At 63.9% G+C, this 23,284-nt stretch carries 23 protein-coding genes; 6 read left to right on the plus strand and 17 right to left on the minus strand.

The window, feature by feature from the left end:
* Positions 1-10: 10 nt before the first annotated feature.
* On the minus strand, positions 11-1,303 hold the full coding sequence (locus ACT6Q8_RS07085; protein WP_444734620.1) for a hemolysin family protein: 1,293 nt from the start codon (positions 1,301-1,303) through the stop codon (positions 11-13).
* Between the two features lie 230 nt (positions 1,304-1,533).
* Between ACT6Q8_RS07085 and ACT6Q8_RS07090 the strand changes: the two genes are divergently transcribed.
* A complete protein-coding gene (locus ACT6Q8_RS07090; RefSeq protein ID WP_054166086.1) occupies positions 1,534-2,631 on the plus strand; it encodes an alkene reductase in 1,098 nt (365 codons plus the stop codon).
* A 33-nt stretch (positions 2,632-2,664) separates the two neighbouring features.
* Here the strand turns inward: ACT6Q8_RS07090 and ACT6Q8_RS07095 are convergent, their stop codons facing one another.
* The 5 genes from ACT6Q8_RS07095 to ACT6Q8_RS07115 form a co-directional block, all read right to left on the minus strand.
* Positions 2,665-4,770: a transglycosylase domain-containing protein gene (locus tag ACT6Q8_RS07095; protein ID WP_444734621.1), complete on the minus strand. Its 2,106-nt coding sequence runs from the start codon at positions 4,768-4,770 to the stop codon at positions 2,665-2,667.
* 126 nt (positions 4,771-4,896) lie between these two features.
* A complete protein-coding gene (gene ligA / locus ACT6Q8_RS07100) occupies positions 4,897-7,032 on the minus strand; it encodes an NAD-dependent DNA ligase LigA (protein WP_444734622.1) in 2,136 nt (711 codons plus the stop codon).
* 81 nt (positions 7,033-7,113) lie between these two features.
* Positions 7,114-7,413: a ribbon-helix-helix domain-containing protein gene (locus tag ACT6Q8_RS07105; protein WP_054166083.1), complete on the minus strand. Its 300-nt coding sequence runs from the start codon at positions 7,411-7,413 to the stop codon at positions 7,114-7,116.
* 195 nt (positions 7,414-7,608) lie between these two features.
* Positions 7,609-8,073: a ribonuclease HI gene (gene rnhA, locus ACT6Q8_RS07110; protein ID WP_444734623.1), complete on the minus strand. Its 465-nt coding sequence runs from the start codon at positions 8,071-8,073 to the stop codon at positions 7,609-7,611.
* The gene (locus tag ACT6Q8_RS07115) at positions 8,070-9,038 is read right to left on the minus strand and encodes a homoserine kinase (protein WP_444734639.1); all 969 of its coding nucleotides are present in this window, start codon (positions 9,036-9,038) and stop codon (positions 8,070-8,072) included. Before ACT6Q8_RS07115 ends, rnhA begins: the two co-directional genes overlap by 4 nt.
* 271 nt (positions 9,039-9,309) lie before the next feature.
* Between ACT6Q8_RS07115 and ACT6Q8_RS07120 the strand changes: the two genes are divergently transcribed.
* The 3 genes from ACT6Q8_RS07120 to ACT6Q8_RS07130 all read left to right on the plus strand — a co-directional run bounded on the left by ACT6Q8_RS07120 (position 9,310) and on the right by ACT6Q8_RS07130 (position 10,563).
* Positions 9,310-9,453 (plus strand): hypothetical protein, encoded by a 144-nt coding sequence (locus ACT6Q8_RS07120; RefSeq protein WP_444734624.1) that lies wholly within the window; start codon positions 9,310-9,312, stop codon positions 9,451-9,453.
* A 56-nt stretch (positions 9,454-9,509) separates the two neighbouring features.
* Positions 9,510-10,184, plus strand: coding sequence for a PspA/IM30 family protein (locus ACT6Q8_RS07125; protein WP_054166081.1), 675 nt, complete (start codon positions 9,510-9,512; stop codon positions 10,182-10,184).
* A gap of 76 nt (positions 10,185-10,260) precedes the next feature.
* On the plus strand, positions 10,261-10,563 hold the full coding sequence (locus ACT6Q8_RS07130) for a PspC domain-containing protein (protein WP_054166080.1): 303 nt from the start codon (positions 10,261-10,263) through the stop codon (positions 10,561-10,563).
* Positions 10,564-10,632: 69 nt separating this feature from the next.
* Here the strand turns inward: ACT6Q8_RS07130 and ACT6Q8_RS07135 are convergent, their stop codons facing one another.
* The 8 genes from ACT6Q8_RS07135 to ACT6Q8_RS07170 form a co-directional block, all read right to left on the minus strand.
* Positions 10,633-11,199, minus strand: coding sequence for a DUF3833 domain-containing protein (locus ACT6Q8_RS07135; RefSeq protein ID WP_054166079.1), 567 nt, complete (start codon positions 11,197-11,199; stop codon positions 10,633-10,635).
* Positions 11,200-11,233: 34 nt separating this feature from the next.
* A complete protein-coding gene (locus tag ACT6Q8_RS07140; RefSeq protein ID WP_444734625.1) occupies positions 11,234-12,541 on the minus strand; it encodes an MFS transporter in 1,308 nt (435 codons plus the stop codon).
* A 10-nt stretch (positions 12,542-12,551) separates the two neighbouring features.
* The gene (locus ACT6Q8_RS07145; RefSeq protein ID WP_082371951.1) at positions 12,552-13,787 is read right to left on the minus strand and encodes an SAM-dependent methyltransferase; all 1,236 of its coding nucleotides are present in this window, start codon (positions 13,785-13,787) and stop codon (positions 12,552-12,554) included.
* Positions 13,784-14,596, minus strand: coding sequence for a DUF1365 domain-containing protein (locus tag ACT6Q8_RS07150; RefSeq protein WP_444734626.1), 813 nt, complete (start codon positions 14,594-14,596; stop codon positions 13,784-13,786). Before ACT6Q8_RS07150 ends, ACT6Q8_RS07145 begins: the two co-directional genes overlap by 4 nt.
* Before the next feature lie 5 nt (positions 14,597-14,601).
* Positions 14,602-15,936: an NAD(P)/FAD-dependent oxidoreductase gene (locus ACT6Q8_RS07155; RefSeq protein ID WP_054166077.1), complete on the minus strand. Its 1,335-nt coding sequence runs from the start codon at positions 15,934-15,936 to the stop codon at positions 14,602-14,604.
* Positions 15,937-15,950: 14 nt separating this feature from the next.
* Positions 15,951-17,429, minus strand: coding sequence for a cryptochrome/photolyase family protein (locus ACT6Q8_RS07160; RefSeq protein WP_444734627.1), 1,479 nt, complete (start codon positions 17,427-17,429; stop codon positions 15,951-15,953).
* Between the two features lie 243 nt (positions 17,430-17,672).
* Complete coding sequence (pdeM, locus tag ACT6Q8_RS07165) at positions 17,673-18,389, minus strand: ligase-associated DNA damage response endonuclease PdeM (RefSeq protein WP_444734628.1); 717 nt, start codon at positions 18,387-18,389, stop codon at positions 17,673-17,675.
* An 11-nt stretch (positions 18,390-18,400) separates the two neighbouring features.
* Positions 18,401-18,823, minus strand: a complete 423-nt coding sequence (locus ACT6Q8_RS07170) for a VOC family protein (protein ID WP_054166075.1) — start codon at positions 18,821-18,823, stop codon at positions 18,401-18,403.
* 259 nt (positions 18,824-19,082) lie between these two features.
* Between ACT6Q8_RS07170 and ACT6Q8_RS07175 the strand changes: the two genes are divergently transcribed.
* Both ACT6Q8_RS07175 and ACT6Q8_RS07180 read left to right on the plus strand, forming a co-directional pair.
* Positions 19,083-19,703, plus strand: a complete 621-nt coding sequence (locus tag ACT6Q8_RS07175) for a hypothetical protein (RefSeq protein WP_054166074.1) — start codon at positions 19,083-19,085, stop codon at positions 19,701-19,703.
* Positions 19,700-20,275 (plus strand): hypothetical protein, encoded by a 576-nt coding sequence (locus tag ACT6Q8_RS07180; RefSeq protein ID WP_054166073.1) that lies wholly within the window; start codon positions 19,700-19,702, stop codon positions 20,273-20,275. The genes ACT6Q8_RS07175 and ACT6Q8_RS07180 overlap by 4 nt, the downstream gene beginning before the upstream one ends.
* A gap of 165 nt (positions 20,276-20,440) precedes the next feature.
* Here ACT6Q8_RS07180 and ACT6Q8_RS07185 read toward each other — a convergent pair whose 3' ends face one another.
* From ACT6Q8_RS07185 to trxB, 3 genes are all read right to left on the minus strand, one after another.
* Complete coding sequence (locus tag ACT6Q8_RS07185; RefSeq protein ID WP_054166072.1) at positions 20,441-20,695, minus strand: hypothetical protein; 255 nt, start codon at positions 20,693-20,695, stop codon at positions 20,441-20,443.
* A gap of 343 nt (positions 20,696-21,038) precedes the next feature.
* Positions 21,039-21,950 carry a LysR family transcriptional regulator gene (locus ACT6Q8_RS07190; RefSeq protein ID WP_054166071.1) on the minus strand — a complete coding sequence of 304 codons (912 nt, stop codon included), beginning with the start codon at positions 21,948-21,950 and terminating at the stop codon, positions 21,039-21,041.
* A 321-nt stretch (positions 21,951-22,271) separates the two neighbouring features.
* On the minus strand, positions 22,272-23,225 hold the full coding sequence (trxB, locus tag ACT6Q8_RS07195; RefSeq protein WP_054166070.1) for a thioredoxin-disulfide reductase: 954 nt from the start codon (positions 23,223-23,225) through the stop codon (positions 22,272-22,274).
* Positions 23,226-23,284: the final 59 nt, after the last annotated feature.

Below are 23,284 nucleotides of genomic sequence, written 5' to 3' on the forward strand. Positions count from 1 at the left end.
GGAAGCACCATCACGCATCCGGCGTCGGGGTGACCAAGACCTTGTCGATGCGGCGCCCATCCATGTCGACCACTTCGAAACGGTAGCCGTCATGGTCGGCATATTCGCCGGCGGTGGGGATGCGGCCCAGCTTGAACAGCAGAAAACCGGCCAGCGTGTGATAGCCGCTATCCTCGTCCCGCAGGCTTTTCAGGCCCAGATGCGCCTCCACCTCTTCCACGGCCATCATGCCGTCGATCAGCAGGGACCCATCAGCGCGCCGAACAATGTCGCTGTCTTCGCCGCCATCATCGGGCAGTTCGCCGGCAATGCCTTCCAGCACGTCGGTCAGGGTCGCGATGCCCTCCACGGTGCCATATTCGTCCACCACGATGGCCATATGCTCACCGGATTGCTTGAACAGGTCCAGCAGGCGCATGACCTCCGTGCCGTCATGCACGATCAGGGCGTCGCGCACGACCTCGCGCAGGTCGAACTTGCCACCCTGCAAAAGGCTGTGCAGCAGGTCCTTAGTATGGACCACACCCATGACATCGTCGAAATCGCCGCGGCACACGGGGAAGCGGCTGTGTCCGGCCTCCCTGATCTCGCGCTTGATATTCTCCGGCTCGTCATCGATGTCCAGCCACATCACCTCCGGTCGCGGGGTCATCAGTGAGCGGACGGTGCGGTCGGCCAGACGCATGACGCCTTCGATCATGCGCTTTTCGCCGGGATCAAACACGCCGCTGGCCGTGCCCTCGGCGATCAGGCTTTTCACCTCTTCTTCCGTCACCGTCTGCTCGGCCTTTTCCGGCACGCGCAGCAGCTTCAGCATCGCTTCCGTGCTGGCGCCCAGCAGCCAGACGAAGGGCGCGGTGGCGCGGGAGAGGGAGCGCATGATGGGGGCCGCGAAGCAGGCGATGGCCTCCGCCTTGTTCAGCGCCATGCGCTTGGGCACCAACTCGCCCACGATCAGCGACAGGTAAGTGATGATCATGACGACGATGGCGATGGCCAGCGTCTCACCATATCCAGCGAATGCCGGGATGGCTTCCAGCACGGGGGACAGGCGTTCGGCCAGGGTGGCACCACCCACGGCACCGTTGATGACGCCGATCAGCGTGATGCCGATCTGCACCGTGGACAGGAAGCGCGAGGGGTCTTCCTGCAAAAGCAGTACTGCGGCGGCACCCCGGCGCCCTTCCTCCGCCATTTGCTGTAGCCGGATTTTCCGGGCCGAAACAACGGCCATTTCCGACATGGCGAAGAACCCGTTCAACAGGATCAGGAACAGGACCGCGGCGAGTTCGAGCGAAACCATCTTCTCTGTTATGTGACCTGGGCCCAGTGCGGCCCGCGCCACATCCTATCGCATTGCACGCGAAATGCGAGTGGTCATCATTGCCTGTCGTCGTTTCGTAACGAAAGTTCGGGTGGTGACCGCTGTCACTTGCCGCGGGGCGGTCCTCCATTACATCAAGGCCCATGACCTGGTGCGCCGCCGCAATGGCCATGACGCGCCGCAACCTTCCCCAAAGGGGCCTTTTGAAAATGAGCAAACCCGATCTTTTGTCGCCCTTCATGCTCGGCGATGTCGAGCTTCCCAACCGCGTCATCATGGCGCCGATGACCCGGTCGCGCGCAGGAAAGGGCGATGTCGCCACTGCCGCCACCGCAAAATATTACGTACAGCGGGCCAGCGCGGGCCTGCTGATCACCGAAGGTACCCAGATCACGCAGCAGGGTCAGGGCTATGCCTTCACGCCGGGCATCTACAGCCCCGAACAGGTGGCCGGATGGCGTGGCGTGACCGATGCGGTTCACGCCGCCGGCGGACGCATTGCGGCCCAGCTCTGGCATGTGGGTCGCCTGTCGCACCGGGTGCTGCAGCCGGGCGGGGCGCTGCCCGTGGCCCCGTCGGCCCTGAAGCCGGATGGTCAGGCCTTCACCCCGCAGGGCATGCTGGATTACGAGACGCCGCGTGCCCTGGAAACCGACGAGATCGCGGGCATCGTGGCCGATTTCGCGAAAGCGGCTGAGAATGCCAAGGCCGCCGGGTTCGATGCGGTCGAACTGCATGGGGCCAATGGCTATCTGATCGATCAGTTCATCCGCAGCGGCACCAACCTGCGCACTGACCGTTATGGCGGATCGGTGGAGAACCGCAACCGCTTCATGCTGGAAGTGGTGGCGGCCGTCACCGATGTCCTGGGCAGCGGTCGCGTCGGCATCCGGTTCAGCCCGAACGGCGCCTATCACAACATGTCGGACAGCGATCCGGCGGCCACCTTCGGCTATGCGGCCGAACAGTTGAACCGCTTCAATCTGGCTTTCCTGCATGTCATCGAACCGCTTGTCGATGACCACAACATGAGCCCGCCGCCGGGCGCCAAGCGGGTGGCCGGCCTGCTGCGCCAGACCTTCAAGGGGCCATTCATCCTGAATGGCGGCATCACGCGGGAGGTTGGTGACCGGCTGATCGCTGACGGGGCGGCGGATGCCATCGCCTTCGGCGTGCCCTATATCGCCAACCCCGATCTGGTGGAACGGTTCCGCCGCAATGCCCCGCTGGCCCAGGCCGACCGCGCCACCTTCTATGGCGGGGACGAGCGGGGTTATCTTGATTACCCGGCGCTGAACGCGGCGTAACACGGAAAAGGGGGCGGTTATCCGCCCCCTTTTTTACTGCTTGCCCGTCAGCCGCCGCAGCAGGTTGCCGATGGGATCACCGCCTTCTTCCGATGCAGGCGGTTCGGGCGGCGGGGTGCCTTCGGCGGTCTGCATGACGGTGCCATCGGCGGGCACCTCGCTGGCCACCGGCATGTCGGGGGCGGGCGGAAGCTCATTCGTGGTGGCGGGGCTGCCGTTCAGGCCGGGCAGGTCGCGCGGCGGCAGGCCCTGATGCGCCTCCATCATGATGGCATGCCACAGCTTGGCCGGCAGGCCACCGCCCGTCACCTTCTTCATCGGCGCGCCATCGTCGTTGCCTAGCCAGACGCCGCCCACCAGATCGGCGGTGTAGCCCATGAACCAGGCATCCTTGTAATCCTGGGTCGTGCCCGTCTTGCCCACCGTGGGGCGGTCCAGATTGGCGGCCTTGCCGGTGCCACGGATGACGGGACCCAGCAGCAGGCGGTTCATCGCCTCCACATCCGGGGCGGCAACGGCATAGCCGGCGGATGATCCCTGACGCTGGTACAGGATGCCGCCATTCATGTCGCGGATTTCCAGGATGCCATAGGGGATCACCGCCTCCCCGCCATTGGCCAGCGTGGCATAGGCGCCCGTCAGGTCCAGCAGGGTGACTTCCGAGGTGCCCAGCGCCAGCGACAGGTCGCGGCGCATGGGCGTGGTCAGGCCCAGACGCTTTGCCGTCTGGCGCACATTGTCGATGCCCACCGCCTCGGCCAGCCGGACGGTGGCGGTGTTCAGCGAATTGGCCAGCGCGTCACTCAGGCTGACATCGCCGCGGAACTTGCCGTCATAATTGCCGGGGTTCCATTTGCCCTTGCGATAGGGGGCGTCCAGGATGGTGCTGTACTCGTTCCAGCCTTCTTCCAGCGCCGTCAGATAGACAACGGGTTTGAAGGCGGAGCCGGGCTGGCGCAGGGCCTGGGTGGCGCGGTTGAACTCGCTGCTGGAATAATCCTTGCCACCGATCATGGCGCGGATCGCACCCTCCGGCGTCATCACCAGGGCGGCGGCCTGACTGACCTTGGCGTCGGCCCCCGGTCCGCGCAGCATCTCCGTCACCTTCTGTTCGGCGGCGCGCTGTAGGCCGGGATCAAAGGTGGTGTAGACAATAAGGTCGCCATGATCGGCCCCGACAAAGGCAGGAAGCTGATCGGCCACCCAGCCGGCGAAGTAACGGCCATCGCCATCCTCGCTCTCCTTGCGGGGCGGGGGCGGCGGGGCGGCCATGGCGGCGTCGAACTGCGCCTGATTGATATAACCTTCGTCCAGCATGGCGCGCAGCACCACGCCCATGCGCTGTGTCGCGCGGTTCAGGCTGGCCGTGGGGGCATAGCGTGACGGCGCCTTCAACAGGCCGACAATGATCGCCGATTCGCGCAATGTGAGGTTACGCGCCGATTTGTTGAAATAGGTGCGGGCGGCGGCATCCACGCCAAAGGTGCCGGCCCCCAGATAGACGCGGTTCAGATAGGCGGTGAGGATCTGTTCCTTGCTGTATGTGGCCTCCAACTGCACCGCCAGCAGCGCTTCCTGCGCCTTGCGCTTGAAATTCTGGTCAGGCGTCAGGAACAGGTTCTTGGCCAGCTGCTGCGTCAGGGTGGACCCGCCCTGAACCGTGCGCCCGGCGCGGTAGTTAGAGTAGGCGGCGCGCAGGATGCCGACCGGATCGACACCGAAATGACTGAAGAACCGCCTGTCTTCAGTTGCAATCAGGGCCTGCACGAAATGCGGCGGCAACTGGCTGACATCCAGCGTTTCACCGCGCAGGTCGCCCAGGCGCTGAAACTCCGTCCCGTCCAGGGCGACCAGGGTGATGGCGGGCCGGCGCGATGCCTCCGCCACCTCGGAAATGGCGGGCATGTCGTGGGCGACATAGGCGACTGTGCCCGCCGCGACGATGACGCCCCAGATGCCGGTGACGATCAGGCCCGATAGGATACGCTTGCCCCAGCTTTTGCGGGGACCGCCTTTGCGCGGCTTCTTGTCGCCGCTGTCACCACCATTGCCCCCGCCCGGCGGGGTGGGGCCGGACGGGCCGCGCTTGGCCGTGGCGGCGGCAGGGCGGAAACGGGTGGGCGCGTTCAGGCTGCTCAAGGCATCAGGTCCGGCAAGGGGCTTTATCGGGATTGGTGGCCAGGATAGGGCCGGGCCACCAACCCCACAAGCTGATGCACCCCCATTGCGGCGATTTCAGGGATGATGCGGCGGCATGTGTGGGGCTTACCCCCCGATCAACACCGCCCATTCCTCCTCCGACAGGATGGTGACGCCCAGTTCCTGGGCCTTGGCGGCCTTGGACCCGGCATCGGCGCCGACGATGACATAGTCGGTCTTGGCGCTGACCGATCCGGCGACCTTGGCGCCCAGGGCCTCTGCCTTGGCCTTGGCCTCTGACCGTCCCATGGTGGTCAGGGTGCCGGTGAACACCACCGTCTTGCCCGCGACGGGGGAGGTGGTGGCCGCTGCCGGCGGCACATATTCTTCCGGTTTCACCTGCGCCAGCAGGGCGGCGACGGCGTCCAGATTATGCTGTTCGCGGAAGAAATCGGTCAGGTCGTCAGCCACGCTGATGCCGATCTGTTCGATGGCGCACAGCTCGGCATAGGCCTCGCCCACCAGTTCCGGCTTCTTCTCGTCGCGCTTGTCCGCCCGTTCGGCGGCGGCGGCGACCATGCGGTCACGCCAGTTTTCCGCCGTGCGATAGGCCTTGGCCAGCAGCTTGGCCGTGGCTTCCCCGATCTGGCGGATGCCCAGGGCGAAGATGAAGCGGTCCAGCGCGATGGTCCGACGCGCCTCGATGGCGGCGAACAGCTTCTCCACCGACTTCTTGCCAAAGCCGGTCATGCTGATCAGCCGGTCCAGGCGCTGTTCTTCGCGTGCCTCCAGCGTGAAGATATCGGCGGGCTGTTTGACGCGGCCCTGTTCAAAGAACAGCTGGATACGCTCAATCCCCAGCCCTTCGATATCAAAGGCATTGCGGGATACGAAATGGCGCAGCCGCTCCACCGCCTGCGCCGGGCAGATCAGGCCGCCGGTGCAGCGGGTGACAACCTCGCCTTCCTCCCGCACCGCCATGGACCTGCATTCGGGGCAGCAGCCGGGGAAGGCGAAGGGGAGTGCGTCGGCGGGGCGCTGTTCAGGCACGAAGCCCACGATCTGCGGGATTACGTCGCCCGCGCGCTGTACGATGACCAGATCGCCGACGCGGATATCCTTGCGCTCGATCTCATCCTTGTTGTGCAGGGTCGCGCGGCTGACCACGACGCCGCCGACATTCACCGGCTCCAGTTCCGCCACGGGTGTCAGGGCGCCCGTGCGGCCCACCTGGATGCTGATGGCCTTCAGGCGGGTGGTGGCCTGCTCCGCCGGGTACTTATGCGCCGTGGCCCAGCGCGGGGAGCGGGAGATGAAACCCAGGCGTTCCTGCAGGGCCAGGCTGTCGACCTTGTAGACGACGCCGTCAATGTCGAAGGGCAGGTTGGGCCGCTGCTGTCCGATCATGCGGTAATAGGCCAGCAACGCCTCTGCGCCGGTGCACAGTTCGGATGGTGAGGACAGGGTGAAGCCGAAACCTTCCAGTCGCTGCCGGCTTTCCCACTGCGTCGTGCCCAGCGGTTCCGACAAAGCACCCCAGGCATAGGCGAAGAAGCGCAGGGGCCGGCCCGCCGTGATGGTGCTGTCCAACTGGCGCAATGATCCGGCGGCGGCGTTGCGGGGGTTGGCGAAGATCTTGTCGTTCTTTTCCGCCTGTGCCCGGTTCAGGTCCAGGAAGTCCTCGCGGGTCATGTAGACCTCGCCGCGCACCTCCACCAGATCGGGGAAGGGGGCCTTCAATTCATGTGGGATGTCGCGGATGGTGCGGACATTGGCCGTCACATCCTCCCCCTCCGCCCCGTCGCCACGCGTGGCCGCCTGCACCAGCCGGCCCTTCTCATAGCGCAGGGACAAAGACAGGCCGTCGATCTTTGGTTCGGCGACGAAGCTTATGGGCGTGTCGTCGGACAGGTTCAGGAAGCGGCGGATGCGGCCCACAAAGTCGCTGACATCCACATCCTCGAACGCGTTGGAGAGCGACAGCATGGGCACGGCATGCTTGACCTTGCCAAAGCCGGAGGAGGGAGCGGCACCCACCGTCTGTGTCGGGCTGTCGGTCGTTACCAGTTCGGGGAACCGCGCCTCAATGGCGGCCAGACGCTGTTCCAGCCGGTCATAGTCTGCGTCCGAAATCTCCGGATCGGCCTTGTTATAGTAACGTTCGCGGTGATGCCCGATCTCCGCCGCCAGGGCCGCATGTTCGCTGGCCGCGTCCTCCAGGGTCAGGGCATCGACGGCGATCAGGCGGTGAGGGGAGGACATGGCGAAACGCTCTCTGTCAAAGGGGGCGGTTGGCGTCCCTTGTACGAGAGGCGGCGGCGGCGGGCAATGGGGGCTTAATTGTCAGCAGGGCAAGAGATTGGCCGGTTCCACATCGCGCAAGCCACCGGAGGGAAGGCTGGCAGTCTGGTAATAGGAAACGGCGAAAAGATCGAGTTCCAGCGACAGGCTGCGCCGGCCACAACGGCGGGCGACATTGGCAACCAGGGTTTCCAGGCTGACGCCTTCTTGAAGGCTGATATCCTCCAGCGCGTTCCAGCATTCCTCGCTGACACACACACTGATCCGGCGGCCATCGACGGTGATTTCCCGTCGCCGCTGTTCGTAAGAGGTCTGCCCCAGAATGCGCAGAAGATTCTGCACGGGTCGCCCTGGCTCAGTTGGTTAACTCAACACCCATTTATATAGGCATGGGGGGCGGAATGCAAAAGCCCATGCGACGATTCCGTATACATTCCGTATGGTTGAGCCACGCGCCAAGCGCAGAGGTTGCAGTCAAGCCCTTCAATTGCCAGCGCCCACATCCGTGGGCTCGGCTACGCCGCATGACCGTCGGTATCAGCGGCCGTCCCGTGCCTCACGCAGGCCGTCGCGGGCCAACTGGTCGGCGCGTTCATTCTCCACATGGCCGGCATGGCCCTTGACCCAGTGGAATTCCACCTTGTGGCGGGCGACCAGATCGTCCAGGCGCCGCCACAGATCCTCGTTCTTCACAGGGTCCTTGGACGCGGTTTTCCAGCCGTTCTTCTTCCAGCCATGGATCCAGGTGGTGATCCCGTTCTTCACATATTGGCTGTCGGTATGCAGGCGGATGGGAACGGAACGCTTCAGCGCCTCTAAAGCACTGATGGCGGCCATCAATTCCATGCGGTTATTGGTCGTGTCGGGCTCCCCACCCTTCAGTTCCTTCTCAGTCCCGTTCCAGCGCAGCAGCACGCCCCAGCCGCCCGGACCGGGATTGCCGGAACAGGCGCCGTCGGTGAAGGCATCGACCACGTTCCCGTTTTCGGTCCCCTCGCTCACGACCGGTCCAGCCCGTAATCGGCGATGTGGCGGATCTGCTGGTGGAAACGCAGTTTATGCAGATATTCCAGCGGGTCCTTGCGCTTTACCATCGCGCCCGCCGGCGTGTTTAGCCAGTCATAAAGGCGGGTCAGCAGGAAACGGATGGCGCTACCGCGTGCCAGGATGGGCAGGGCCTCACGCTCTGCCGCCGACAGGGGGCGGATGCGGTCATAATTGGCCAGCAGCAGCCGGGCCTTGGTGACATTGAAGGCGCCATCCGCCTCAAAGCACCAGGCATTCAGGCAGATCGCCACGTCATAGGCGAACTGGTCGTTGCAGGCGAAATAGAAATCGATCAGGCCTGACAGCTTGCCATCGGCGAAGAAGACATTGTCGGGGAACAGGTCGGCATGAATGATGCCGGCGGGCAGATCCTTGGGCCAATGGGCCTCCAGATAATCCAGCTCCTCGCCCAGGGCATCGGCCAGACCCGGTTTTACCTCATCCGCGCGCCAGCGCGACGCCTCGAACAGGGGGCGCCAGCCGCCGACCGACAGGGAATTGCGGCGCGTCAGGGTGAAGCCGTCGCCAGCCAGATGCAGGCGGGCCAACCCTTCGCCCAGGCCGGCGCAATGATCGGCCAGGATGCGGCGCGGCCACATGCCCTTCAGGAAGGTGACGATCACCGCCGGGCGGCCACACAGGCTGCGCAGGGCCACGCCATCGGTGCCGGCCACGGGCTGCGGACAGGTCAGGCCGTTGGCGGCCAGATGATCCATCAACCCTAAGAAGAAGGGCAGGTCCGCCGGGTCCACCCGCTTTTCATAAAGCGTGAGGATATAGGGACCCTTATCGGTCACCAGCAGGAAGTTGGAATTCTCCACGCCCTCGGCGATGCCCTTGCAGGACACCACGTCGCCCAGATCATACTGGGCAACGAACGCGCGGACATCTTCGTCGGAAACTTCAGTATAGACGGCCATGGCGGGATGGGTAACCGGTTCCGGCACGCCGGTCAATCGCGCATGAAAGCCCCGCACGACCGTTCCAATCGCAACAAATTCTGGCGCGATGGTAGTTTTCGCCACTCGATGGTGGAATTTGCTATCGACCAGATCGGGGGTGGGTAGGCGCAAAATTAAGAATGGCAGAAATCAGCCATTTTTGAGGTCTCCATGGCACTTGGCACGGTGTTTGCTTTTATGTCGGCATGGCTGAAACGGCCACCGAAATTCGAACCCGATGGAGACGATAATGAGCACGATGACCTTCTTCGCCAAGCGCGCCGCCCGCACCAACAAGGTCACCGGCGACCTGAACATCTCCAGCCTGACCGAAATGGTCCCGGCCCTGGTTGTCGCGGTCGTCATGGTCCTTATGCTGAACATTCTGGTCTGATCAACGCTGCTTCCGCCAACCCGACTATCCCACCTGTTTCAGAAGGAGCCCCGAAAATGGGCCTGATCGACCGCCTCGGTGATGTCATCAATGCCAACCTGGCCAGCCTGCTGGACCGGTCGGCGGACCCGGAGCAGACGCTGAACCAGGCGATCCGGGAGATGGAAGACACCCTGTCCGAAGTGCGCTGTGGCACTGTCCGCATGATTGCGGAAAAAAAGGAACTGGCTGCCAACTGGCGCGCTGCTGAGTTCGAGATGCTGGAATGGGAGCGCAAGGCCGAAATCGCGCTGGCCCATAACCGCGAGGATCTGGCCCGCGCCGCTCTGGCGGCCAAGGATGAAATCCGCCGCGCCGCTGCACCGGCCGAGGCGGAGATCAAGGCCCTGGAAACGGCCATCGCCCGGATGACGGAAGATGCCCGCGCCCTGGAGGACAAGCTGGCCGAGGCGCATGCCCGCCGCCGCAGCCTTGCCACCCGCTACCGCGGTGCCGTCGACCGGCTGCGGGCCCGGACCAGCCTTTATGATGGCCGCCTGGACGAGGCGCTGGCCCGGTCCCGTGAACTGGAACGCGAGATCGACCATGTTGAGGCCGCCGGCGATGCCATGGCCATGGGCCGGCCCCGCACGCTGAAGGACGAGTTTGCGACCCTGGAGGCCCGTGGCCGGGTCGAGGATGAACTGGCCGCGCTGAAGAAGCGGGTGGCCGAGCGTGGGTCCGCCGCCTGATTTGAGTTGCACTTCACCCCTGGCGCCGGGATGGGCGACGGGGTTCTGCCAAACCGATGGAACGATGGAGAGAAACGTGAGCCGCTACAACCGCCATTTCGACCGCTTCACCAGCCGCTTCCAGGGTGGGAAGCTCTATAAGGACAGCACCAACGGCATCCTGTTCGGCGTCTGCGCCGGGGTGGCCGAATGGCTGGGGATCAGCCGCCTGTGGGTGCGTATCGCCGCCATCCTGTCGATGATCTTCCTGGGCGGCACCCCGATCCTGGCCTACTTCGTGGCGGCCCTGGTCCTGTCCAACCGCCCCGCCGGTCGCCATGACCGTTACGACCGCTACGCCCGCGCCTTTGGCGAGGATTACCGGGAGTGGCGCCGCTAAGCCAGCGGCGCCCGCTTCGGGGGGAGAGACAGGCGGGCCCGGGGGGACCCGCCTGTTTCGTATTATCCCTCACTCCGCCGCCTTCACCGCCTCTCGTACCGCCACGTCCTTCTTGAACGCGATGGTGACGGTCGCCAGATGGATGCCGAACTTGCTCATGGTGGCACGGTTCAGCAGCACGCCGTCGGGCATCAGGAACATCCAGTCGTCGAAACGCACCTTGGTCCGGCTGCCATCCATTTTCAGGTTGAAGTCATAGACCATGTTATAGGCATTACCGGACACGCGGCCCTTGGCGGGGCCGATGGCGTCGGCGGTAGTGCCGGTCCAGTCGTTGGGGGTGGGGCCGTCACGGGTCAGGCGCCAGATGCGCTGTTCCAGCTCCCCGTCATTCCACACGAAATCTTCGGTCAGGATCAGGACCTTGCCGTCCCATTCGCCCTTGATATCGACGGTGAAGGTGCGGCGGACATTGCCGAACCGATCCTCCACGATGCCATAGGCACGGGTATGGCCGTCGAAATATTCTTCAAGGGCCAGGGCGGGTTTCTGATTGGCGAATTGTTCCGGTTTCATGTTGGTGCACCCGGATAGGGCCAGACAAAGGCCGGCCAGGACGAACAGGCGGCGAAACATGGCGCTCTCCGCGTCGGGTTTCGGGGAAGGAAATTCAGGTGCGGGCGGCGATGCGGGCGCGCAGGCTTGCCTGCATGTCGGCATCGATGGGCCAGTGCCAAAGAAGGGCGATGGCGAACAGTTTGAAGACCACCGGAACCAGGGCGTACAGCCACAGCAGCGCTGTCTGCCCCATTTCCGTTCCGCCCGTGGCGGGGTCGAAACCGAACAGGCCCGCCACAGTCAGGCCCAGGGCGGCTAGCGCGGTTGCCAGTTTGGTCGCCAGGCCCCAGAAGGCGAAGTAAAGACCCGTGCGGGCCCGACCGGTGCGGGCCGTGTCCATATCCACCACATCGGCCTGCATGGCCGATGGCAGGATCAGATCGGCCCCCAGCGACATTCCCGTCATCACACAGATGACCAGGAACGCCGTGAAGTCGCCCGGCCCCAGCAATGGTACCGCCAGGAACCAGCCGATGTTCCAGAACATCGCCCAGCGCCAGACGACATGCTTGCCGTATTTTCCGCTCAACCACAGCCACAGTGGCACCGCCAGAAGACCAGATGCGAAATAGGACAGCAGCAGCAGGCCGGCACGTTCCCCTTCCATCAGCAGATGCTGAACGAAAAACAGGAAAAGTTGTGCCGGCAGGCCGTTCGCCACACCATTGATGACATAGGCCGCGATCAGTTTCCGGAAAGCCCCGTTGGCGAAAATCACTTTCATCCCGCGCCGGAATTTCAGCCGCGACTTGGCCGGCTGCGGATATTCGGGAACGCTGACGAGCGCGATTACTGTAAACAGGGGCAAAATCACAAGCAGAACAAGGGCCAGCAGGCGCAGGGCGTCGCGTTCCTGCCCGGCTGCCCCCACGCCCATGGCAAAGGGCAGGGTCAGGGCAAGCACGGTGCCGACAATGGCGGCGCCTTCGCGGAAACCCGCAATGCGCGTGCGCTGGTGATAATCACCGGAAAGTTCTGCCCCCCAGGCTGTCAGCGGCACGATCATCATGGTCCAGCCCAGGAACAGGGCAAAGGACCAGCCCAGCAGATAGGCCGGCCCCACCCCATCATCCGGCACCATAAGGAACCAGAGCGACAGCAATGTCAGGGGCAGGCCTGCTGCGATCCAGGGCTTTCGCCGCCCAAACCGGGTGACGGTGCGGTCGGACAGGGCACCAACCAGCGGGTCCGTCACCCCGTCCCACAGCCGGGACAGCAGCAGGACGATGCCGATGCTGGCCAGCGGCATTCCCGCCTGGGCATAGGCCGAAGGCAGAAACACATAGACGGGCAGGACCAGGATGGCCAGCGGCAGGGCCGGCAATGCATAGGGCAGGAGGTGGCGCAGGGCGACGCGCATGGCGATGTCCTCAGCCCTTCGAAATCCCCACATGCACAAGGTCGATGGTGCCGACCTTGAACCCCGCCTCGCAGTACCAGAGATACTGTTCCCACATACGCTTGAAACGGGTGTCGAACCCGTCCTTCAACTCCGGCCAAGCCGCCTGGAACGCCACCTGCCATTCGCGCAGCGTGCGGGCATAATGCAGGCCATAGCTTTCGGTGCTGTCGAAACTCAGACCTGCTCCCTCGACCTCTGCCTTCAGGCGGGTGGGGCTGGGCAGCATGCCGCCGGGGAAGATATAGCGCTGGATATAGTCGGCACCCTTGCGATAGCCCTCGAAATGATCTTCACCGATGGTGATGATCTGCAACGATGCCTTGCCACCCGGCTTCAACCGGTCGCGCAGCGTGTTGAAATAGGTGGGCCAATAGCGTTCGCCCACGGCTTCGAACATCTCGATGCTGGCGACGCGGTCAAACTGTTCGGTGATGTCGCGGTAATCCTGCAACCGGATATCGACCATGTGCGACAGGCCCGCCCGCTCCATGCGGGCCACGGCATAATCATGCTGGGCCTTGCTGATGGTCACGCCGGTGACGCGTGCGCCCACCACCTTGGCCGCATATTCCGCAAATCCACCCCAGCCGCAGCCGATTTCCAGCACATGTTGCCCCGGTTGCAGATCCATGCGGGCGGCGATGGCGGCATATTTGCGCTGCTGCGCCTCGTACAGCGGCTCGGCCTTGTCCAGGTCGGCATAGACCGCCGCCGAATAGGTCATGGATGGGTCCAGCCAACGGGAATAGAAGCTGTTCCCCAGGTCGTAGTGATAGGCGATGTTGCGCTTGGAGCCTGACTTGCTGTTCGGCTTGGCCGCGTGCAGCAGGAAATTCAGCGCCCGGACCCAGGCCTTGCCATTCATGGCGCGGTCCAGTTCCGTCTCGTTCAGCAGCGCCATCTCGAACAGGGCAGGCACATCCGGGCTGGTCCAGTCGCCATCCAGATAGCTTTCGCAAAAGCCCAGCTTGCCACCCAGCAGCATGCGCCGAGCCAGCCGGTCGTTGCGGACATACAGCACGCCATGCGGGCCGGGGGCCGTGCCGTCAAAACGGTGGCTGCGCCCGTCGGGCAGGACAATGGTCAGGGAGCCAACCCGGATCGAGGGGGCCAGCGAGATCAGCAGCCGCATCATGCGCGACGGGCGATAATGGATGGCCGTCTGGCCCAGGCCCAGGAGATGGCTTTCGGTCTGTTCGGTCATGGTTCCACCATTGTTTGGCCGGTGGTTGAAATGGATCGGGCGGGTCGTTCGGCAAGCGGCTTAAGACGAACGGGCGGTTCGGGGCGGCGGTGGAACCGCGCGCCCTTGCGCCACAGCTTCAGCGCTTCCCAATGGATGCCGGCGATGACTTTCAGGGTGACCAGCGGATGGCGCGCGATGGCCGCCCACAGGCTACGGGTGGTCAGTTGGTGGCGTTCACCCGTCTGGGTCGCCACCAGCAAATCACCCTGATCATCGCCATAACGGATATCGATCCCGATCCTGTCGCCCGGCAGCGACAGGCGGAACCGATAGCCACCTTCGAGATCGAAGAACGGGGAGACGTGGAATTCCTTGGCGTGCGCGTGGTCCGCAAGGCCGCCCGGTGTGGGGATCACATAGCAATGCTGATCGCCGAAGGTGTTCTTCACCTCGTACACCACCCCGCGCAAGGCGCCGTCCGGTCCATAGCCGTAATAGACGGACAACGGATTGAAAGCATAGCCCAGCACGCGGGGAAAACAGAACAGAAGGATGCGCCCGCCGTCCAGATGGACGCCCTTTTCTGCCAGCATCCGCTCCACCCAGGGGCGCAGGGGCGACCCGTCGCGCCGTCCATGATCGCGGTCCTGGATGGACAGCAAGCCGGGGCGGTTATGGGTCAGCGGCTTTGGCAGATCGTGCAGCCGGTCGATATCCAGCAGCAGCGACCAGACGCGGTAATTGAACGCGTGCCGGAAGGGCCGGTACCGGGCGTGGAACACCCGGCAATGGTACAACGCGTGGGATTGGCCATCCTCTCCCGTCATGCCCGTCACTCCGCCGCCGCCTTGAAGGGCTTCAGCGGCTTGGCATTGCGCCCGGCGGGAGAGACGTCGGTGGTGTTCCAGGGCCGCTTGGCGCCCAGCGCCTCTGCCACCGCCAGCCCCGCCGACAGCCCATCCTCATGGAAGCCATAGCCAAGATAGGCACCGCAGAACCAGGTGCGGCGCACGCCCTGGATGCGGGCCATCTCACCCTGCGCGCGGATGGCGGCGGCGTCGAACATGGGATGGTCGTAGATGAATTCCTTGATCTTGTATTCCGGGCGCGGCGGCTGGATCGGGTTCAGCGTCACGAACAGGGGGTTGCCCTCATCAATGCCCTGCAACTCGTTCATCCAGTACGTGACGGCCACCTTGGCATTGCGGTCGCGGGTGCCGTTGGCCAGATAGTTCCAGGCCGACCAGGCCTTTGGCCGCTTGGGCATCAGGGCCGGGTCACGGTGCAGATGCGCGCGGTTCAACTGATAGCGGAAGGCGCCCAGCACGCGCTTTTCCTGTTCATCGGCGTCGGTCAGCATGGCCAGCGCCTGATCGGCATGGGCACCGATCACCACCTGATCATATTGCGTCTCCTGCCCCTCCGTATCGCGCAGCCAGACACCGGTGGGCGTGCGGCGCATGGCGATGATGGCGCGGTCGGTATGGAACCGTCCGGCCAACGTATCGGCCAGCACCCGCACATAGGAACGGCTACCCCCCTTCACGGTGAACCATTGCGGCCGGTTCTTGATCTTCATCAGGCCATGGTTCTGGAAGAAGCGCACAAAGCTATGGGCCGGGAAGGCCAGCATCTCCGATATGGTGGACGACCAGATGGCCGCCCCCATGGGCAGCAGATGGTCATAGATGAAGCGGTGGCCATAGCGGCCCGCATCCAGATATTCGCCCAGCGTCTGGTTGATGGCTGCGGGATCGCGCAGCAGCTTCGGCGCCTCGCGGTAGAAGCGCACGATGTCGCGCAGCATCAGGTGATAGCTGGGCGACAGCAGGTTACGCTTCTGCGCGAACATGCCGGCCAGATTGCTGCCGGAATATTCCAGGCGGCCCCGGTCCAGGCTGACGGCAAAGCTCATGGTGCAGGGCATGGAAGGCACGCCCAGATGCGCGAACAGGGCGATCAGGTTGGGATAGGTCGCCTCGTTGAACACGATGAAGCCGGTATCGACGGGGATATTCTCCCCGTTCTTGCCCGTCACATCCACCGTGTTGGAATGGCCGCCCAGATAGTTGTTCTGTTCAAACACCGTCACGTCATGGCCGTGACGGTTCAGCAGCCAGGCAGCGCTGAGCCCCGAGATGCCGGCACCGATAACCGCGATTTTCATAGGTCGTCCTTCCTTCAGGCCGGGATCGCCGGATCGCCGCCACGCATCGTGGCAAAGGCGTCCAGCGCGCGCTGCCGGCCCAGCGCATGATCAATGATGGGGGCGGGATAGTCACGGCCAAGGTTTACACCGGCCCCGTGTAGCACCATCGGCGGTGCGGTCCACGGGGCATGAATATATTTGTCCGGCATATGTTTCAGTTCGGGTACCCAATGGCGGACATAACGACCGTCGGGATCGAATTTCTGTCCCTGCAGGACGGGATTGAAGACCCGGAAATAGGGTGCGGCGTCGGCCCCGCAACCCCCGATCCATTGCCAGCCAGCGGCATTGTTGGCCAGATCGGCATCAACCAGCGTGTCCCAGAACCAATCCTCTCCCGCCTGCCAGGGCAGCAGCAGATGCTTGACCAGCAGGGACCCCACGATCATCCGCACACGGTTATGCATCCAGCCCGTGGCCCAGAGCTGGCGCATGCCGGCATCGACGATGGGATATCCGGTCTGTCCCCGCTGCCACGCGGCAAGGGCCTTGTCGTCGCGGGTCCAGGGGAATGACTCGAAAGCCGGTGACAGGGGGCGTTCGGGCAGGGTGGGGAAATGGTACAGAAGGGAATGGCAGAATTCCCGCCACCCGATCTCGCGCAGGAAACTGTCTATCTGCGCCTTGAACGCCTCGCTGCCCCGATCGCCTGCCAGCTTTGCAACGTGCCAGACCTGACGGGGGGAGATTTCACCGAAATGCAGATGCGGCGACAGGCGCGAGGTGCCGTCAATGCCGGGCACATCGCGCCCGGCGCTGTAATTGGCGGCACCGTCTGACAGGAAATGGGTCAGGCGCGCGGATGCCGCCGTCTCACCGACGCCCAGACCATCGGCCCAGGCGCGACGAAATCCGCCCGCCCAATCGGGCCGGGTGGGTAGCAAGGCCCAGTCGGACAGCGCATCACCTTGCGGGCGGTTGGGGCAGGGGGATAGCCGGTCCGGGGTGGGCAGGGGCCGTTCCGGATTGGTGACGGCGACACAGGCCCGCCAATAGGGGGTGAAAACCTTGTAAGGCGTGCCCTGGCCCGTCAGCACTTCCCAGGGTTCGTTGAGCAGGGCGGCCTTGTGGCTGGTAACCTTCACCTTGCCCTTCAAGGCGGCCTTCAGGCGCGAATCGCGCTCAATGGCAAAGGGTTCATAGCAGCGGTTCCAGACCAGTTCCGCCGCATCCACCCGCGCCGCCAGGTCACCGATCACGGCGTCACCCGGCCCGCGCAGCAGCAGCAATGGTGACCCCAGCCGTTCCAATGCCGCCGACAGATGCGTCAGGCTGTGATGCAGCCACCAGCGCGTGGCCCCCCCGGCCCTCCAGGCGCCGGGGGTGACATCATCCAGAACATAGACGGGCAGGACGGGCCGCCCGCTTTCCACGGCATGGTGCAGGGCCGGATTGTCGGCCAAACGCAAATCCTGGCGGAACCAGACGATGATGGGACGCGGATCGGTCATCAGGTTGGGCATGCTTCCGGGTGAAACATCAGAATTTACTGATGATACGTTGCCGATGCCGCCTTGGATCACCTGCACCCCTATCCTTTTGCGAAGATTATTTTTTATCCATCCTGGTTGACGCCGCCTGCGGGGAACCTAACTGGTGGTAATGGCGGCGGCCATCCTGTTCTCCCCCCCTCCTTTGGCTGCCAGCCTGTTGCTGCCCCCGGATGCCTCCCCCGCTTCCGGGGGCTTGTCTTTTCACCCCTGCGCGGCGGCAATCTCGCGCCGGGTGGTATTGTCCGCCGACAGCCGGGTGCAGGGCAGGGGGAACAGGCGGCCAGTGCCCAGCATCCAGGCCTGGAAGGGCCGGTGCAGCAGGCCGGAAATGGCGGGGTCCAGAACGTTCAGACCACCGGCATAGGCGCCGAAGGCCGGAAGGATCATGCGCCGACCGTCGCCCGCGAAACAGCGCGCGCTAATCCGCTTGCCCCGCACCACCGCCGCCGCCTTGGGATGGTAATGGCCGGAGATTTCGCCCGCCCCCGCCATCCGGTCCTTCACCGCCTCGTGCCGCAGGACCAACGGCCCCTCGCGCAATTCTTCCGCCACCACCATGCCGCCCCATCCAGGCGGCGGGGCGGGGTCATGGTTGCCGGCGATCCAGACCCAATCATGGGCCGCGGTCAGGGCGGCGATACGCCGGCCATCGGCGTCTGAAACGCGGGCGGCGGCATCGCGATCATGGAAACTGTCCCCCAGACAGACGACCCGGTTGGGTCGCCAGTGCCGGCACAGTTCCTCCAGCCGTGACAGGGTGGCCGCGGTATCATAGGGGGGCAGGAACTGTCCCATCCGGGCAAAGGCCGACCCTTTCTCCAGATGCAGGTCGGCAACCAGCAGCCAGCCGCGCGTGGGCCAGAACAGGGCCCCGGCGGGATCGGCCTTCACTGTGGCGCCGTTCAACAGGATGTCCATGACGCGCCCGGTCAGTCCAGGGTGACCGACCCGTCTTCGGCCAGGGGCCAGAACGGGTTGAAGGCGATTTCCCAGTAATGGCCGTCCGGATCGGCATAGATGCCGGAATAGCCGCCCCAGAACTGATCCGCCGGGGCCCGCACCAGCCGCCCGCCCTGGGTCAGGGCGAAGGAAACCAGCCGGTCCACGTCGGCCTTGCCGCGCACATTATGCGCCAGCATCGTGGGGCCATGCGTCACCTTGCCGGCATCGCCCGCAATCTCCTTCTCAAAGCTGTCTGCGGCCAGCAGGCCCAGGCCCATGCCGCCCATCTGGAAAAACGCGAAGGAGGGCTGGCTGCCGCTCGCGGCTTTCCAGCCCAGCCCTTCATAAAAGGCCCGTGACCGCGCCACATCGGCGACGCGCAGGGTGATCAGGGTGATGCGCTGTTCCATGCCGGCTTCTCCGCCCTCTGTCTGTCGTCATTCACACATAGCGGCCGACAAACCGCAAGGCCCGGCTGACCATCGTTCGGCAGCCCACGCAATCTGTTGGGCATGACGACCCGGTGTCACACCAGCCATTGAATTGAACAGGGCGTTTTCAGTGGAGCGATCAATGGTTTGGCGACGAATTCGGTCCTGTTTAATGCCTCTTTCAAGGATTTGAAACTTTCACTACAATAATTCGGTTGGATACTTTCCGAGGCACCTTGTGCTCAACGGCATCATCGAACTGGTCCGGTTTGCAGTGATCACCTTCGTGGCCTCCGTCGCTGCGAACGTGATGGTGTCGATGGTTGCCTATGTCTGGGGCCGGATCATCCGCGCGCAGGGCAATGAGACGATGATGCGCAGCCGGCTGGCGCGCTATGCCCGCATCGCAACTGGCCTGTCCAACCGGGTGGAGGCGCGCAAGAACACTGCTGCCGGTGCCGCGACCCATCTGTTCACGGCGCAGCGTGAGGAAAAGGCCCTGAAGGGCCGTATCCGCGAACTGGAAAAAAGCCCCCATCGCTTCGTGCGCATGATCGGGGCGGAGCAGTTCCCCAACAAGCCGTACGAATTCCTGGTCTTCAACAGCTCGGTTTCGCATCAGGTGAAGCGGGGGGAGAAGCATCCCTTCTACGACAATTCCTGGGCGCAGCCCTGTCCCGTGCATGTCTGGGCGCGCGGACCGGAGGAGGCAAAGGCGGAGTTCGAACGGGTCTATCCCAAGGCTTCCGGCTTCAAGGCTGTCTTTGCGCAGGCCCTGACCGGGGCCGCAGCGCCCAAGGATAGTGAGGAAGGGGCCGGTGTGGAAACCGCCGACAATCCGGAAATGGAGCCGGCATGAGTGGCTTTTCCATCGCCCTGATGCTGATGATTGTCTTCCTGTCGATGAAGCCGACAGTGTTGAAGGCCAATCACAGCCTCAAGGAAGCAAGAAAGGCGATGGTCGAGCTGCGGCGGCGCCAGCAGGCGCTGAGCAACAAGATCCGCGCCCTTGCCCGCGAAAGCCTGGGCCAGCGCCTGACGGCAGGTCAGGATGATCATGAGGCGGACGAGCTGCAATCGCGCACCGATCACCTGAAGCGCATGATCGAGCAGTTGGAGGCGGAGGACCGCCGTGTGCTGGTGATGGATGAACGGCGCGGCCTGTCGGAAACCGGTTGGATCATCTGTGTCCGCCGCCGCCCGGAGGCGGCCTCCCCGCTGGAGCCCAGCAATATCACGCGCCTGTGGGATGAAGGCCGCTATGTCTTCTTCTTTGCCAGCGACATGCCGCGTGCCCGGCGCAAGGTGCTGATGCGCTTCCCGGAGGATGGCGGCTACAGCATCGTTGATGTGAAGCCGCATGAGGGCGATCTGTCCGAACCGCCGGCGCTGGGCGCCCATAATCCGGACAAGCAGAAGCAAAGCGCCTGACGCGCCTCAGAGCTGTTTTCGGTTTACCGGAAACAGCTCCGGCGGCGACTGCCGCCGCGCGGCCCATGCCGCGTGAAGCCAAGCTGCGGATGCAGCGCCGGCGATTGAGGAGAACGAAAAGCTATAGCTGTTTTCGGTTTCCCGGAAACAGCTATAGCCTGATCGTCAGGCCGAAATATCGATGATATAGCCGCGATACTGCACCGGCTGTACCGGGGCCAGGGTGACGGGACGCACGGGTTCCAGCGTCACGGGACGCACCGGTGCCAGATTGCGGTCGGGCAATTGCGGGGCAGGTGCAGGCCGGGGCGGCGGCGGGGCCGGTGCGGGATCGGCAGAACGGCGACCGGGCGCCCCCTCCGGTGGGGGTGGGGCCGGCGCGGTATAGGTGCCTGAACTGTTGATGCCGTTGATCGCCATGATCAGGTGCCCCGATATTCACAGGTGACATCATAATCCAGGTGGCGCCCAGCGTGAAATGCACAATTGGATAGGCTGAGGGGGATAGGCTGAGGCCATCCGCCCTGTGCCGGAATTTCGGGCGTGGGGCTGATCAAGAGATGGGCAGATAAAAAAACGGCCGGAAAACCAAAAGGTTTCCGGCCGAGTTGAACAGGGAGGCTTCACGTCTGGGAGACGCTGGGTCAAGGACCCAACCCCGACCGGGTAAATCGGGGCGAAACGTCGCTGCTGCGTCGCAGCAGCGATGGCCCAAGATTTAAGCATCCAGGCCGATTATACCAGGGGTGAAGCCAAGCCTGAGTTATGCGTTTGATGCATGGCTCGATGGGAAGGTCTCAGCGACCTTCTTCACGAGGAAGTCACGGAACACGGCGATGCGCTTGGAATGGCGCAGTTCTTCGGCGTAGACGAAATAGGCATCGATGCGCGGCCCGCTCACTTCCGGCAGGATGCGGACGATATCGGGCTGGTTGTCGACGACATAGTCGGGCAGCGAGGCAATGCCCAGGCCAGACTGAACGGCGCGGAACATGGCGTACAGGCTGTTGACGCGCAGCGCAGTGTGGCGTTCGCCACCCGGCGGGTCGCCGACATGCAGGGCCCAGTTGATGTTGGTGACCGGTGCCCGCGCCTCGTTCGGATAGGCGATCAGGTCATGCTGGTCCAGTTCCGCCACCGACTGCGGCATGCCGCGCTTTTCGATGTAGGATTTGTGGGCGTACAGGTGCACGCGCACTGTCATCAGATGACGCTGGATCAGATCCGGCTGGCGCGGGGCCGACAGGCGGATGGCGATATCCGCCTCGCGCATCGACAGGTCCAGCTCGTTATCGTCCAGCAGCAGCGTCAGCTGCACATCCGGATAGAGCGACAGGAAATCCTTCACCCGCGGCGTCAGCCAGGTGGAGCCGAGCGCGATGGTGGTGGTGACCTTCAACGGGCCCTTCGGATGCTCTTTCGATTCGGAGAGCATGGCCTCCGTCATCGAGAGCTTGGCAAACACCTCCCGCGCGGTGCGGTAGAGCAATTCACCCTGTTCCGTCAGAATCAGCCCGCGCGCATGGCGATGGAACAGCGGCACATGGAGGCTTTCCTCCAGCGCGCTGATCTGCCGGCTGACCGCCGACTGGCTGAGGTTCAGGGTTTCCCCCGCATGCGTGAAGCTGCCCGCCTCCGCCACAGCGTGAAAGACGCGAAGCTTGTCCCAGTCCATGGACCCGTCCCTAGATAGTGGCGCAACTGCCGAACGCCGGATGACGTCCCAGGCGCCCTGTCTGTTGGTCGGACACGGGAATGCGCCCGACGCATGGATGATATACAGCCCCTGCCGCCAATGCTAGGGCTTGTCACCAAAATGTCGATTTACCGCTAGCTATCGTATTGTTCTTGCAACAGTTCGCCGAGGGACGGACACGGAATACCCCTGCGAAAGTGGTAAAATGAAGAAAGGCCAGGAAATGGAAACGGCGACTCCGCCTCCATCCCTTGGCCTTTTCACATAATCTTTGGCATCGGCCTTGATGCTGGCGTCGAATCAGTGGCCGGCCAGGAACTTTTCGACTTCCAGTGCGGCCATGCAGCCCATGCCCGCCGCCGTCACGGCCTGGCGGAACACCTTGTCCTTCACGTCGCCTGCGGCATAGACGCCGGGGATGTCGGTGCGGGTGCTGTCCGGGTCGGTGACGATATAGCCTTCGTCATCCATGCGGACCTTGCCCTTGAACACGCTGGTGGCCGGGTCATGGCCAATGGCCACGAACACCCCGTCAAGCGAACGTTCCGTGACGGTCTCGGTCTTCACATTGCGCAGGCGCACGCCCGTGACCAGCTTCGGGTCGGTGAAGCTGGAGCCGCCCTTGCCCAGGATCTCTTCCACCACGCTGTCCCAGACCACTTCGATCTTGGGATGGGCGGCCACGCGTTCCTGCAGAATGCGTTCACCGCGGAAACTGTCGCGACGATGGATCAGTGTGACCTTCGATGCGTGGTGGGTCAGGTACAACGCCTCTTCCAGGGCGGTGTTGCCGCCGCCGATCACGGCCACTTCCTTGCCCCGGAAGAAGAATCCGTCGCAGGTGGCACAGGCCGAGACGCCGCCGCCCTGATAATGCTCTTCGCCCGGAATGCCCAACCAGCGGGCCTGCGCGCCCGTCGCGATGATCACGGCGTCGGCCACGAATTCATCGCCGCTGTCGGCCTTGCACACAAACGGGCGCTTGGTGAAATCGACATCGGTGATGATGTCGTAGAACATTTTGGTGCCGTAACGTTCGGCCTGCGCCCGCATCTGTTCCATCAAGAAGGGGCCTTCAACAGGGTCGGCGAAGCCGGGATAGTTTTCCACGTCCTTCGTGATGGTCAACTGTCCGCCCGGCGTCATGCCCTGCACCAGCACCGGCTCCAGGCTGGCGCGGGCGGCATAGATGGCGGCGGTATAGCCGGCCGGGCCGGCGCCGATGATCAGGACCTTGGAACGATGGGTCGCCATGATGCTTCCTTGGGAACGGCGTTGGATTGTCTGCCGCCGAAGATGGGGGCGGTGGGGCG

The organism is Niveispirillum sp. (assembly GCF_052437035.1).
In the GTDB taxonomy this organism is placed as follows: domain Bacteria; phylum Pseudomonadota; class Alphaproteobacteria; order Azospirillales; family Azospirillaceae; genus Niveispirillum.

Bases quoted from the DNA above. Each gene is read 5' to 3' on its own strand.
- ACT6Q8_RS07085 (WP_444734620.1), bottom strand. From the start codon at position 1,303: ATGGTTTCGCTCGAACTCGCCGCGGTCCTGTTCCTGATCCTGTTGAAC.
- ACT6Q8_RS07090 (WP_054166086.1), top strand. From the start codon at position 1,534: ATGAGCAAACCCGATCTTTTGTCGCCCTTCATGCTCGGCGATGTCGAG.
- ligA (WP_444734622.1), bottom strand. From the start codon at position 7,032: ATGTCCTCCCCTCACCGCCTGATCGCCGTCGATGCCCTGACCCTGGAG.
- ACT6Q8_RS07115 (WP_444734639.1), bottom strand. From the start codon at position 9,038: ATGGCCGTCTATACTGAAGTTTCCGACGAAGATGTCCGCGCGTTCGTT.
- ACT6Q8_RS07120 (WP_444734624.1), top strand. From the start codon at position 9,310: ATGAGCACGATGACCTTCTTCGCCAAGCGCGCCGCCCGCACCAACAAG.
- ACT6Q8_RS07125 (WP_054166081.1), top strand. From the start codon at position 9,510: ATGGGCCTGATCGACCGCCTCGGTGATGTCATCAATGCCAACCTGGCC.
- ACT6Q8_RS07135 (WP_054166079.1), bottom strand. From the start codon at position 11,199: ATGTTTCGCCGCCTGTTCGTCCTGGCCGGCCTTTGTCTGGCCCTATCC.
- ACT6Q8_RS07140 (WP_444734625.1), bottom strand. From the start codon at position 12,541: ATGCGCGTCGCCCTGCGCCACCTCCTGCCCTATGCATTGCCGGCCCTG.
- ACT6Q8_RS07145 (WP_082371951.1), bottom strand. From the start codon at position 13,787: ATGACCGAACAGACCGAAAGCCATCTCCTGGGCCTGGGCCAGACGGCC.
- ACT6Q8_RS07150 (WP_444734626.1), bottom strand. From the start codon at position 14,596: ATGACGGGAGAGGATGGCCAATCCCACGCGTTGTACCATTGCCGGGTG.
- ACT6Q8_RS07155 (WP_054166077.1), bottom strand. From the start codon at position 15,936: ATGAAAATCGCGGTTATCGGTGCCGGCATCTCGGGGCTCAGCGCTGCC.
- ACT6Q8_RS07160 (WP_444734627.1), bottom strand. From the start codon at position 17,429: ATGACCGATCCGCGTCCCATCATCGTCTGGTTCCGCCAGGATTTGCGT.
- pdeM (WP_444734628.1), bottom strand. From the start codon at position 18,389: ATGGACATCCTGTTGAACGGCGCCACAGTGAAGGCCGATCCCGCCGGG.
- ACT6Q8_RS07170 (WP_054166075.1), bottom strand. From the start codon at position 18,823: ATGGAACAGCGCATCACCCTGATCACCCTGCGCGTCGCCGATGTGGCG.
- ACT6Q8_RS07180 (WP_054166073.1), top strand. From the start codon at position 19,700: ATGAGTGGCTTTTCCATCGCCCTGATGCTGATGATTGTCTTCCTGTCG.
- ACT6Q8_RS07185 (WP_054166072.1), bottom strand. From the start codon at position 20,695: ATGGCGATCAACGGCATCAACAGTTCAGGCACCTATACCGCGCCGGCC.
- ACT6Q8_RS07190 (WP_054166071.1), bottom strand. From the start codon at position 21,950: ATGGACTGGGACAAGCTTCGCGTCTTTCACGCTGTGGCGGAGGCGGGC.
- trxB (WP_054166070.1), bottom strand. From the start codon at position 23,225: ATGGCGACCCATCGTTCCAAGGTCCTGATCATCGGCGCCGGCCCGGCC.